Source organism: Streptomyces sp. NPDC002669 (assembly GCF_042889165.1).
Taxonomy (GTDB): domain Bacteria; phylum Actinomycetota; class Actinomycetes; order Streptomycetales; family Streptomycetaceae; genus Streptomyces.
In genome coordinates, this window is the sequence record NZ_JBIAQQ010000020.1 from 157,451 (window position 1) to 170,607 (window position 13,157).

Annotated in this window: 4 protein-coding genes and 1 tRNA gene; 1 reads left to right on the forward strand and 4 read right to left on the reverse strand. The window is 69.7% G+C overall.

Translation table 11 applies throughout. The features are described 5' to 3' along the window. Positions 1-171 precede the first annotated feature (171 nt). The 3 genes from ACFYW1_RS26995 to ACFYW1_RS27005 form a co-directional block, all read right to left on the reverse strand. Positions 172-2,967 (reverse strand): DNA translocase FtsK, encoded by a 2,796-nt coding sequence (locus tag ACFYW1_RS26995; RefSeq protein ID WP_388998382.1) that lies wholly within the window; start codon positions 2,965-2,967, stop codon positions 172-174. A 289-nt stretch (positions 2,968-3,256) separates the two neighbouring features. Next, entirely contained in the window at positions 3,257-3,928 is a 672-nt protein-coding gene (locus ACFYW1_RS27000) for a two-component system response regulator (protein ID WP_148839729.1), read from the reverse strand. Positions 3,929-4,172: 244 nt separating this feature from the next. Then, the gene (locus ACFYW1_RS27005) at positions 4,173-9,602 is read right to left on the reverse strand and encodes a HAMP domain-containing protein (RefSeq protein WP_388998385.1); all 5,430 of its coding nucleotides are present in this window, start codon (positions 9,600-9,602) and stop codon (positions 4,173-4,175) included. A 413-nt stretch (positions 9,603-10,015) separates the two neighbouring features. Here ACFYW1_RS27005 and ACFYW1_RS27010 point away from each other — a divergent pair, with 413 nt between their 5' ends. Further along, the gene (locus tag ACFYW1_RS27010; RefSeq protein WP_388998388.1) at positions 10,016-12,649 is read left to right on the forward strand and encodes a SpoIIE family protein phosphatase; all 2,634 of its coding nucleotides are present in this window, start codon (positions 10,016-10,018) and stop codon (positions 12,647-12,649) included. A 111-nt stretch (positions 12,650-12,760) separates the two neighbouring features. On the opposite strand, the gene ACFYW1_RS27015 is transcribed toward ACFYW1_RS27010, so the two are convergent. Continuing rightward, positions 12,761-12,833, reverse strand: a tRNA-Thr gene (locus ACFYW1_RS27015). Positions 12,834-13,157 lie beyond the last annotated feature (324 nt).

The following is a 13,157-nucleotide window of genomic DNA, read 5'->3' on the forward strand; positions in this document are numbered from 1 at the left end:
GTTCAGTCTAGGGGGGGTACGAAAGGGTGGGGCAACCGGGAGGAAGGACTTTGTCCTCCATCGGAATCGAACATCGCCCCGAATCTGCCGGACCACCCTGGGAAGGACAATTCTGCCGCCCTTCCCCTCAAGTTGACGTACGACCCGGCGAAACGGTTGCCCGTACTTCCACTACTGGGCGGTTTCCCCGCGAATCAGCGCCAACACCCCGTCCAGCTCGTCCGGTTTCACCATGACGTCGCGGGCCTTGGATCCCTCGCTCGGTCCGACGATGTTCCGCGACTCCATCAGGTCCATCAGCCGGCCCGCCTTGGCGAAGCCGACCCGCAGCTTGCGCTGGAGCATCGAGGTGGAGCCGAACTGGGTGGAGACGACCAGTTCGGCGGCCTGGCAGAGCAGGTCGAGGTCGTCGCCGATGTCCTCGTCGATCTCCTTCTTCTGCTTCGTGCCCACCACGACGTCGTCGCGGAAGACCGGGGCCATCTGGTCCTTGCAGTGCTGGACGATGGCCGCGACCTCGTCCTCGGTGACGAAGGCGCCCTGCATGCGGGTGGGCTTGTTGGCCCCCATGGGCAGGAACAGGCCGTCGCCCTTGCCGATGAGCTTCTCCGCGCCGGGCTGGTCCAGGATGACCCGACTGTCGGCCAGCGAGGAGGTGGCGAAGGCGAGCCGGGAGGGCACGTTCGCCTTGATCAGCCCGGTGACGACGTCGACCGAGGGCCGCTGGGTGGCCAGCACCAGGTGGATGCCGGCGGCGCGGGCCAGCTGGGTGATGCGGACGATGGCGTCCTCCACGTCGCGCGGCGCGACCATCATCAGGTCGGCGAGTTCGTCGACGATCACCAGCAGGTACGGGTAGGGCGAGAGCTCGCGCTCGCTGCCCTCCGGCGGCTTGACCTTGCCGTTGCGGACGGCCTGGTTGAAGTCGTCGATGTGCCGGTACCCGAACGCGGCGAGGTCGTCGTACCGCAGGTCCATCTCCCGCACGACCCACTGGAGCGCCTCGGCGGCGCGCTTCGGGTTGGTGATGATCGGCGTGATCAGGTGCGGGATGCCCTCGTACGCGGTCAGCTCGACGCGCTTGGGGTCGACCAGGACCATGCGGACGTCGTCCGGGGTCGCCCGCACCATGATCGAGGTGATCAGGCAGTTGATGCAGGACGACTTGCCGGAACCGGTCGCACCGGCCACCAGCACGTGCGGCATCTTCGCCAGGTTGGCCATCACGTAGCCGCCCTCGACGTCCTTGCCGAGCGCGACGAGCATCGGGTGGTCGTCCTCGGCGGCGTCCGCCAGGCGCAGCACGTCGCCGAGGTTGACCATCTCCCGGTCGGTGTTGGGGATCTCGATGCCGACCGCGGACTTGCCCGGGATCGGGGAGATGATCCGGACGTCGGGGCTGGCGACCGCGTACGCGATGTTCTTGGCGAGCGCGGTGATCCGCTCGACCTTCACCGCGGGGCCGAGCTCCACCTCGTACCGCGTGACCGTCGGGCCGCGGGTGAAGCCGGTGACGGCGGCGTCGACCTTGAACTCGGTGAAGACGTTCGTCAGCGCGGCGACGATCGCGTCGTTGGCGGCGCTGCGGGTCTTGCCGGGGCCACCGCGTTCCAGCAGGTCGAGCGAGGGCAGCGAGTAGGTGATGTCGCCGGAGAGCTGGAGTTGCTCGGCGCGGGCCGGCAGTGGCTGGGACTGCGAGTCGGGGACGGACTTCGTCAGGTCGGGCACGCCGCCCGGGGGCGTCGGCCGCTTCTCCTGCTTCCCCCCTCCGAAGGAGGGGTCGCCCTCCCTGGCGCCGGGCACCGGTGTCCCCTGGCGTTCGCGCTCGACGGAGACGCCCTGCGTGAGATCGGCGACCAGCGGCGACGGCGGCATTCCGTTGAGCACGGCCCCGTCGAGCGCGGCGGCCGCGGCGGCGGCCACGTCCACCGCGTCCATGGTGCGGTTCGTCGCGGGCCGGTCGACGGCCTTGCGCGGCTTGCGGCGCCTGGAGAGCGCCTCGGCCTCGGCCTGGTCGGGGTCGTACTCGGCGGACGCCTCGGAGCGGCGTGCCGTGGAACGGCGGGAGCGGGCGGGCAGTGCCTCGCGCCACTGCTCGTCGTAGCGCTCGTCGTCGTTCTCCTCGTCCTCCTCGGGCTCGTGCACCGGGTGGATGAGGCCCAGCCTGGTGCCGAGCAGCCGGAGGCGCTGCGGGATGGCGTTCACCGGGGTGGCGGTGACGACCAGCAGCCCGAAGACGGTGAGCAGGAGCAGCAGGGGAACGGCGAGGACTTCGCCCATCGTGTGGATCAGCGGTTTGGAGGCCGCCCAGCCGATGAGTCCGCCGGCGTCCTGCATCGCGGTGGTGCCGTCGTCCCGACCGGGCGCGCCGCAGGCGATGTGTACCTGTCCGAGCACCCCGACGACCAGGGCGGACAGCCCGATGACGATGCGGCCGTTGGCCTCGGGTTTCTGCGGGTAGAGGATCAGCCGTACGGCGATGGCGCCGAGCAGTATCGGCACGAGCAGGTCGAGCCTGCCGAAGGCGCCGGTGACGAGCATCTCGACGAGGTCGCCGACGGGGCCGCGCAGGTTCGACCAGGTGCCCGCGGCGACGACGAGGGCGAGGCCGAGCAGCAGCAGCGCGACACCGTCCTTGCGGTGCGCGGGGTCGAGCCCCTTGGCTCCGCGTCCTATGCCGCGGAACATCGCTCCGACGGCGTGGGCCGCGCCGAGCCAGAGGGCGCGCGCCACGCGGTACACACCGGCGGTGGGCGACGGCGCGGGTTTGGGAGCGGCGGCTTTCTTGGCCGCCGCCTTCTTGGCGGGTGCCTTCTTCGCGGGCGCGGTCTTCTTCGCGGCGGCTTTCTTCGCGGGCGCGGCTTTCTTCGCCGGGGCGGCTTTCCTGGCCGGCCCCGGGGTACGGCCGGCGCGCTTCGCGGTGCCCGCCGTGCCCTGGGAACCCTTGCCGGACGTACGTGAGGCCATGGTGCCGAGGTTACCTGTGTCGACAGCCGTGAACACGTGTGCCTGCCGCTTCACCCGTCCGTGTCGCTCCCTGGAGGACGCGAACTGACGCGGCCTCACTGCCGGAGGATCGAGTTCCGCATTTTTTCCGCGCGGGGGAACGGCCGACCAGGAAGGCGAGTTGGGCCGGAGTCCCGGCAACCACCCTTCCCCGGCCGGAAGTCGTGCCGCACGAGCCGCCCGTACGCCGCCGCACGACGCGCTCGGGCCGCTCACCGACGATTACGGCCGCGGCCCCGCGCGTACGGCGTCAGGAGGGAAGCGGGCTGCCGCTCCCCGTGCCGGGCTCCAGGGCGTCGAGCGCCCGGCGCAGCCCGGTCAGCTTGCGCTCCAGATGAGCGGCGGTGGCCACCGCCGCGGCGTCCGCGGACTCGTCGTCCAGCTGCTTGGAGAGCGCCTCGGCCTGCTCCTCGACGGCCGCGAGCCGCGCCGAGAGCTCGGCCAGCAGTCCGGCGGGCTCCCTGTCCTGGTCGTCCGCGCCGGTGTCGCCCTCCAGCTGGAGCCGCAGCAGCGCCGCCTGTTCACGCAGCTTGCAGTTCTTCGTGTACAGCTCGACGAAGACCGAGACCTTGGCCCGCAGCACCCACGGGTCGAACGGCTTCGAGATGTAGTCCACCGCACCCGCCGCGTAACCCCGGAAGGTGTGGTGCGGACCGTGGTTGATCGCGGTGAGAAAAATGATCGGGATGTCCCGGGTCCGCTCCCGCCGCTTGATGTGCGCGGCGGTCTCGAAACCGTCCATGCCCGGCATCTGGACGTCCAGCAGAATGACCGCGAAGTCGTCCGTGAGCAGCGCTTTGAGCGCTTCCTCCCCTGACGATGCCCGTACCAGTGTCTGATCGAGCGCAGAGAGGATGGCCTCCAGCGCCAGCAGATTCTCCGGCCGGTCATCGACCAGGAGGATCTTGGCCTTCTGCACCATGGCCCGTCCTCCTCGCCCCGGAATCGCACCGGGCGCCGCCCCAGGGGACGACTCCCTTGCGCCGTCCGTCCTTGTGCCGGTCATGGTAGCCGCACCCCGACCGTCGCCACACCCTGTCACCGCGATGTCACTGTGCACGCAGAAGAAACGCGGCGGGAGACCAGAAGGTTCCCCGTATGCCGCGCCCTCACACCCCTACGAGCACAACCGATCAGCGACTCATCACATTTCTCGCCACCAACGATCACTCTCCTCGCATCCACTGCTCCATGACGGAGAGAAGGTGATCAGGATCGACAGGCTTGGTGACGTAGTCGGAAGCGCCGGATTCGATCGCCTTCTCCCGATCCCCCTTCATCGCCTTCGCGGTCAGCGCGACGATCGGCAGCCCGGCGAACTGCGGCATCCGACGGATCGCCGCAGTCGTGGCGTAGCCGTCCATCTCCGGCATCATGATGTCCATCAGTACGACCGTCACATCGTCGTGCTGCTCCAGGACTTCGATGCCCACCCGGCCGTTCTCCGCGTAGAGCACCGTGAGGCCGTGCTGCTCCAGGACGCTGGTGAGCGCGAAGACGTTGCGGATGTCGTCGTCGACGATCAGCACCTTCTCGCCGCGGAACCGGAACGTCCTGCGGACCTCCGGCTCCTCCTGCCCGGCGAGCGCCCACGGCTCCGGCTCGGTCGCCGGCGCGGCGGTCCGCGGCGGCAGGGCGGGGCGGCGCTCCACCGCGCCCGCGCTCCTGCGGCGGTACGGCGCCACCCCGGCCGCACCGGACGGCTCCGGCGCGGTGGTCGTCCGGTCCGGCCCGGAGCCGATCGCCGGGAGCGCGCCCTCCGCGGCCCCGGCACCGGACTCCCCGGCCTCTCCGGGGCCGATCTGCGGGTACCCCTGCGGCGACGGCCCGACCGGGTGCAGCGGCAGGTAGAGCGTGAACGTCGAACCGCGGCCCGGCTCGCTCGCCGCGTGGATCTCACCGCCCAGCAGCCGGGCGATCTCCCGGCTGATGGACAGCCCGAGCCCCGTACCGCCGTACTTGCGGCTGGTCGTGCCGTCCGCCTGCTTGAACGCCTCGAAGATCACCAGCATCTTGCTGGAGGCGATCCCGATGCCCGTGTCGGTGACCGAGAAGGCGATCAGCCCGGCGTCCGCCTCGGTCAGCGAGCCGGCTTCCAGGAGCTGTTCCCGGATCGCGTTCGGGACGTCCTTGTCGGCGCGCCGGATGACCAGCTCGACCGCCCCGCTGTCGGTGAACTTCACCGCGTTGGACAGCAGGTTGCGCAGCACCTGCAACAGCCGCTGCTCGTCCGTGTTCAGCGTCGCGGGGAGCTCCGGCGAGACCCGTACGGAGAAGTCGAGCCCCTTCTCCGCGGTGAGCGGCCGGAAGGTCGCCTCCACGTAGTCGACCAGCTGGACCAGCGCGATCCGGGTCGGGCTGACGTCCATCTTGCCCGCCTCGACCTTCGTCAGGTCGAGGATGTCGTTGATCAGCTGGAGCAGGTCGGAACCGGCCCCGTGGATCGTCTCGGCGAACTCCACCTGCTTCGGGGAGAGGTTCCCCTCGGCGTTGTCCGCGAGCAGCTTGGCCAGGATGAGCAGCGAGTTGAGCGGCGTACGCAGTTCGTGCGACATGTTCGCAAGGAACTCGGACTTGTAGCGCATCGAGACGGCGAGCTGCTCCGCGCGCTCCTCCAGGACCTGCCGGGCCTCTTCGATCTCGGTGTTCTTGACCTCGATGTCGCGGTTCTGCCGGGCCAGCAGTTCGGCCTTCTCCTCCAGCTCGGCATTGGACTCCTGGAGCGCCTTCTGCCGGTTCTCCAGCTCCTTGGACCGGTCGCGGAGCTGCTCGGCCAGCTTCTGCGACTGTTCGAGGAGCTTCTCGGTCTTCGTGTTGACGCTGATGGTGTTGACGCTCGTCGCGATCATCTCGGCGAGCTGGTTGAGGAAGTCCCGCTGGATGTGGGTGAACGGCTGGAACGACGCCAGCTCGATCACACCGAGGACCTTCCCCTCGAAGAGCACCGGAAGCACGATCACATGCGCGGGCGGCGCCTCGCCGAGACCGGAGGAGATCTTCAGGTACCCCGGCGGGACGTTGTCCACCTGGATGGTCCGCTTCTCCTCCGCGGCCGTGCCGATGAGCGTCTCGCCGGGCCGGAAGGACGTCGGCATCGAGCCCGCCGAGTACCCGTAACTGCCCCTCATCCGCAGCTCGTACGCGTTGTCCTCGTCGCTGTCGACGCCCACCGCCTCGGTGTCGCCGGTGGGCATCGCCAGGAAGAACGCGCCGTGCTGCGCGGAGACCACCGGGGTCAGCTCGCTCATGATCAGCGAGGCCACGTCGTCGAGGTCGCGGCGCCCCTGCATCAGGCCGGAGATCCGGGCCAGGTTGCCCTTGAGCCAGTCCTGTTCCTTGTTGGTCGCCGTGGTGTCGCGCAGGTTGGCGATCATCGTGTTGATGTTGTCCTGCAGGGCCTGGATCTCGCCCGCCGAGTCCACGTCGATCTTCAGGTTGAGATCGCCCCGGGTCACCGCCGTGGCGACGGCCGCGATGGCCCGCACCTGACGGGTGAGGTTGCCGGCCATCTCGTTCACCGACTCGGTCAGGTCGCGCCAGGTGCCGTCGACGTCCCGGACCCGGGCCTGGCCGCCCAACTGCCCCTCCGTGCCCACCTCTCGGGCCACCCGGGTCACCTGCTCGGCGAACGAGGACAGCTGGTCGACCATCGTGTTGATGGTGTTCTTCAGTTCCAGGATCTCGCCGCGCGCGTCGATGTCGATCTTCTTGGTGAGGTCGCCCTTGGCGATCGCCGTGGTCACCGCGGCGATCTGGCGCACCTGACCGGTCAGGTTGGACGCCATCGAGTTCACCGACTCGGTGAGGTCCTTCCAGGTGCCGAAGACGCCCGACACCTGCGCCTGGCCGCCCAGCTCGCCCTCCGTGCCCACCTCGCGGGCGACCCGGGTCACCTCGTCGGCGAACGAGGACAGCGTCTTCACCATCGTGTTGACGGTCTCGGCCAGTTCGGCGACCTCGCCGCGCGCCTCGACGGTGACCTTCTTCGTCAGGTCGCCGTTGGCGACGGCGGACGAGACCCGGGAGATGTTGCGCACCTGACTGGTCAGGTTGTTGGCCATCAGGTTGACGTTGTCGCTGAGGTCCTTCCAGATGCCGGTCGCGCCGCGCACCCGGGCCTGACCGCCGAGGATGCCCTCCGTGCCCACCTCACGGGCCACCCTGGTCACCTCGTCGGCGAAGTTCAGCAGCTGGTCGACCATCGTGTTGACGGTCGTGACCAGTTCGAGGATCTCGCCCTTGGCATCGACGGTGATCTTCTTGGAGAGGTCGCCGTTGGCGACCGCGGTGGTGACCTCGGCGATGTTGCGGACCTGAAGGGTCAGGTTGTTCGCCATGCCGTTGACGGACTGGGTGAGGTCCTTCCACGTACCGGACACGCCCTGCACCTCGGCCTGGCCGCCGAGGATGCCCTCGGTGCCCACCTCGCGGGCCACCCTGGTGACCTGCTCGGCGAAGTTCGAGAGCTGGTCCACCATCGTGTTGAGGACGTTCTTGAGCTCCAGGATCTCGCCCCGGGCGTCCACGTCGATCTTCTGCGACAGATCGCCCCGCGCCACCGCCGTGGCGACCTGCGCGATGTTGCGGACCTGGGCGGTGAGGTTGCCGGCCATCCCGTTCACGGAGTCGGTGAGATCGCGCCACACACCGGCCACGCCGGGCACCTGCGCCTGACCGCCGAGCCGCCCGTCGGTGCCCACCTCGCGGGCCACCCGGGTCACCTGCTCGGCGAAGGCGGACAGCTGGTCGACCATGGTGTTGATGGTGTTCTTGAGCTCCAGGATCTCGCCGCGCGCGTCCACGTCGATCTTCTGCGACAGGTCGCCCTGCGCCACCGCCGTGGTCACCTGGGCGATCTGGCGCACCTGGGAGGTCAGGTTCCCCGCCATGAAGTTGACGGAGTCGGTGAGGTCCTTCCACGTGCCGGAGACGCCGTCCACCTCGGCCTGGCCGCCGAGGCGTCCCTCCGTGCCCACGTCGCGCGCCATCCGCGTCACCTGGTCGGCGAACGAGGAGAGCTGCGCCACCATCGTGTTGACGGTGTTCTTCAGCTCCAGCATCTCGCCCGCGACATCGACGGTGACCTTCCGCGTCAGATCGCCGTTGGCCACCGCGGTCGTCACCTGCGCGATGTCGCGCACCTGCCCGGTGAGGTTGCGGAACGCCGCGTTCACCGAGTCGGTGAGGTCCTTCCACGTCCCCGCCGCGCCCGGCACCTCCGCCTGGCCGCCGAGCCGCCCCTCGATGCCGACCTCACGGGCCACCCGGGTCACTTCAGAACCGAAGGCCTGGAGCTGGTCGACCATCGTGTTGACGGTGTTCTTCAGCCGGAGCATCTCGCCGGCCACGTCCACCGTGACCTTCCGCGACAGGTCGCCGTTGGCCACCGCCGTGGTCACCTGCGCGATGTCGCGCACCTGGGTCGTCAGGTTCCGGAAGACCGTGTTCACCGAGTCGGTGAGGTCCTTCCAGGTGCCCGCCGCGCCCGGCACCTTCGCCTGGCCGCCGAGCAGGCCCTCGCCGCCGACCTCGCTGGCCACCCGGGTCACCTCGTCGGCGAAGATCCGCAGCGTGTCGGTCATCTGGTTGATGGTCTCGGCCAGCTGCGCGACCTCGCCGCGGGCGCTCACCGTGACCTTCTGGGTCAGGTCGCCGTTGGCCACGGCCGTGGTGACCTCGGCGATCCCGCGCACCTGGGAGGTGAGGTTCCCGGCCATCGTGTTGACGGAGTCGGTGAGGTCCTTCCACACCCCGGCCACCCCGGGCACGGTCGCCTGCCCGCCCAGTTCGCCCTCCGTGCCCACCTCGCGGGCGACCCTCGTCACCTCGGAGGAGAACGAGGAGAGCTGGTCGACCATCGTGTTGACGGTGTTCTTCAGCTGGAGCATCTCACCGGCCACATGGACGGTGACCTTCCGTGACAGATCGCCCTTGGCGACCGCCGTCGTCACGAGGGCGATGTCCCGCACCTGCGCGGTCAGCCGGTACGCCATGGTGTTCACGGAGTCCGTGAGGTCCTTCCACGACCCGGACATCCCGCGCACCTGGGCCTGCCCGCCCAGCTTGCCCTCGGTGCCGACCTCGACCGCGACCCGCGTCACCTGCTCGGTGAACGCCGACAGCTGGTCGACCAGGCTGTTGACCGTACGGGCGACCTTGAGGAACTCGCCCCGCAACGGCCGCACCGTCTCGTCGGCCGTGTGCGTCCGCAGCTCCATCCGCTGTTCGAGATCACCGTCGGCCACCGCCGACAGCACCCGCCCGACCTCCGAGACCGGGCGGGCCAGATCATCGACCAGGGCGTTGGAGGCGTCGATCGCGGCGGCCCAGGAGCCCTCGCAGGCGCCGGTCTCCAGCCGCTCGGTGAGCTTCCCCTCGCGCCCCACCACCCGCCGCACCCGGGCCAGCTCGTTGGTGAGGTGAAGATTGCGGTCGGCGACCTCGTTGAAGACCGCCGCGATCTCCGCCATCGGGCCGTCGCCCGAGACGGTCAGTCGCCTGCGGAAATTGCCGTCGCGCATCGCCACCAGGCCCGCCAACAGCCTGTTGAGTGCCGCCGCATCGACGTCGATGGTTCCATTGCGCTGCTTCTTCACGGACTGTCCGCCTTTTGTGCGCGTACTCGTTCCCCGCGCCGCCACGCCAGACTCCACCGTGTCCCTCCCGCAGGGGTTGACCGTATAGCTCGGGTCTTGTCTGGGAACTTGCCCAGTTCTTCTTCGGCTCATCGCCACTGCCCACCGTCGACGGGTGACCATGCGGACGTCAAATCGTTGAAACGTACCAGGCGCGATACGGGTGGGGGGCAACCTCCGGGGGCTGTCCCCCGTCCCCCTGGCCAAAAGCCCACACTTGTTCGGTCACCTGTCCGTTCCTGCCCGGTCCTGCCCGAAGTCGGCCCTCGTGTACCCGTCACCGAGGCCGAGCGTCTAGCCTGGCAGGCGAATCGAAGCGGCGAGAAACGGGCACAGGACTCGGGGAAGCGACGAGACACCATATGGGGAGTGCTGTGATCACCGCGCGTGCGGCCGCCACCTTCGACCCGGTCGGGCGCTCCGTCGCGACCGCCCGTGCCTTCGTCCGGGACACCCTCCAGGGGTGGGGCTACGCGGATGTCGTCGACGACGCGGTCGTCCTCACCAGCGAGCTGGTGACCAACGCCGTGATCCACGCGGGCACCGCTGCGGACGTGCTGTGCCTGCGTACCGAGGACGGCGTCCGGATCGAGGTCTCCGACCACTATCCGGAACGCGAGATCCCGCTCCAGAGCACGGGGCCCGACTTCGCCGGGCCGGACCGGGAGAACGGCCGCGGTCTGCTGCTCTGCGCGGCGCTCGCCACCCGGTGGGGCGTGGAGTACTCGCCCGCCCGCAAGCACGTCTGGTTCCAGCTCGACCTTCCCGAACGCCCGGTGGGCATCCGCTCCGCCGGCCCCCTGCTGCCCGTGGGCCTGCTCCCGGTCGCCGACGAGCGCGTCCGGGTCGCCGTCATCCAGATCGACAGTTCCGGCTCCATCGCGGCGTGGAACGAGGACGCCACGTTCCTCTTCGGCCACGCCGCGGACCAGGTCACCGGGAAGCAGCTCACCGACTTCACGGCCTGGCCCCAGACACCCGGCACCAACACGGGCATCGTCGACGCCCTCCAGCTCTCGCGCTGGGAGGGCAGCTACGGGATCCGGGGCGCCGACGGACGTGTCGTCCCCGTCTACGCCTCGCACCTGCGGGTCCGTGACACCCATGGCGAGCCCTCCACCGTCTGTCTCCTGGTCCGCGACTACGAACGCGCCGTGCTCCAGTCCCCGGCCCGCACGCCGGTGTCCGACGTGAACGTGGAGAGCGGCAAGACCGACCCGTTCGAGATCTTCATCGGCTCCCCCGCCCCGGACGACCTCGACGGCCTGCTCCAGCGCACGGTCGAGCGGGCACGCGACATGCTGGACGCCGATTCGGCCTTCCTGCTGCTGGCCACGGACGACGAGACGGAGCTGGAGGTACGGGCCACCACGGGCCTGCCCTCGGCCCGCCAGCGTTTCGCCCGGGTGCCGGTGGAGGCCGGAACGGGCCGGTACGGTTCCGCCCGGATGCCCGCCGTCCATGAGGACCTCGACAACGTCCCGGGCGCGGTCCCTCTGCTCAACGGCACCGGAATGCGTTCCGTCGTCACCGTGCCGCTGAAGGTCGAGGGCCGGCTCACGGGCTCCCTGGGGGTCGCCGCCGAGGCCGCCGGACGTTACTCGAACGAGGAGGCGCTGCGTCTCCAGTTCGCCGCCGACCGCATCGCGCTGGCCGTCGAGTCGGCCCGCCTGGGCGAGCTGGAACGCCTCCGCCGGGGTTCCCTGTCCTTCCTCGTCGAGGCGTCCGATCTACTCGCCGGCACCCTCGACCGGGACCAGACCCTGGCGCTGATGGCCCAGATGACGGTCCCCACACTGGCCACCTGGTGCGCCGTCTACACGATCGCCGACCAGGCGTCGGAGCCCTACCTCTCCTATGTGCTGCACGAGGACGAGGAGCGCATCGACGGCCTCAAGGCCCTTCTCTCCAGGATCGCTCCCCCGGACCCCGTGCCGACTCCCGGCGCCCGTGTCTGGACGGCCCCTTCCGAGGCCGCCCACCAGGCCGCCATGCGCACTTCGATGCGCACGCTCGGGCTCGGTGAGACCGGCAGGCTCGGCGAGCCGGGCAGCCTCGGCTCCGGCATCCGCATGACGCTCGCCACCGCGGCCGCGGTGGGCGGGGAGACGGTGGTCCTGCCGCTCGTCGCCCGCAACCGCGTCATCGGCATGCTCACGCTCGGGAAGCCCTCCGACGACCACTTCCGCCAGGAGATCCTGGAACTGGCCGAGGACCTGTCCCGGCGGGCCGCCCTCGCCCTCGACAACGCCCGCCTGTACTCGGAGCGCATGGCGATCAGCCAGTCCCTGCAGCGCAGCCTGCTGCCGCCGGGCCTGCCCGAGGTCCCCAATGTCGAGATCGAGGTCATCTACCGCGCGGCGGGCGAGGGCAACGAGGTCGGCGGCGACTTCTACGACGTCTTCCCGATCCGTGACGGCGCCTACGGCTTCGCCATCGGCGACGTCTGCGGTACGGGCCCGGAGGCCGCTGCCGTGACGGGCCTCGCCCGCCATGCCCTGCGTCTCCTGGCCCGCGAGGGCTTCGGCGGCCCCGCCGTCCTGGAGCGGCTGAACGCCGCCATCCTGGACGAGGGTGCCCGCAGCCGCTTCCTCACCCTTCTGTACGGCGAGCTGTGGCCCCAGGAGGACGGCAGCGCCCTCCTGAAGGTGGTCTGCGCGGGACACCCGCTGCCGCTGCGCCTGCGCCAGGACGGCTCGGTCGAGTCGGCCGCCGAGCCGCAGCCCCTGCTGGGCGTCATCGAGGATCTCGAACTGTACGAACAGACGGTCACCCTCGCTCCGGGCGATGTCCTGCTGTGCGTGACGGACGGCATCACGGAACGCCGCGAGGGCTCCCGCATGCTGGGCGACGACGGCCTGGCGGACGTCCTGGCCACGTGCACCGGTCTGACGGCGGGCGCGGTGGCGGCACGCGTCCTGCGGGCCGTCGAGCGCTTCGCCGCCGAGCCGGCCTCGGACGACATGGCCATCCTCGCCATGCGCGTCCCCGAACCGCCTACCGCCTGACCCTTGGCGGTTCTGGTGCTGCGCGAGGAGACCGTGGTCTCCCCGGAGTTCTTCTGAGCCGTTCAACGCGAAAGGCCCCCGCCTGATGGCGGGGGCCTTTCGTTTTGCCAGAGCCCCAATGCGGAATCGAACCGCAGACCTTCTCCTTACCATGGAGACGCTCTACCGACTGAGCTATTGGGGCCTGCTGCGCTGTGCAACGAGATAAAGCATACCCTGAACTCGGGGATGCTCAAAACCACTGATCGCAGTCGCCCCTGACGGGCTCTCAACGGGCGTCGGCACGCCCCGCGTCATCCCCCGCACCACCCTTCGTACGGCACGAACCGCAGGCCGGGCAGCGCAGTGGCCGGCCCCGAACAGAGCCCGGCCACAAGGGTGATGACACCAGGTCAGCCCTGAATCTGGGTGCAAACGCAGAAAAGCCCCGCACCTATGGTGCGGGGCTTTCCCGGAATGATTGTTCGGCGGCGTCCTACTCTCCCACAGGGTCCCCCCTGCAGTACCA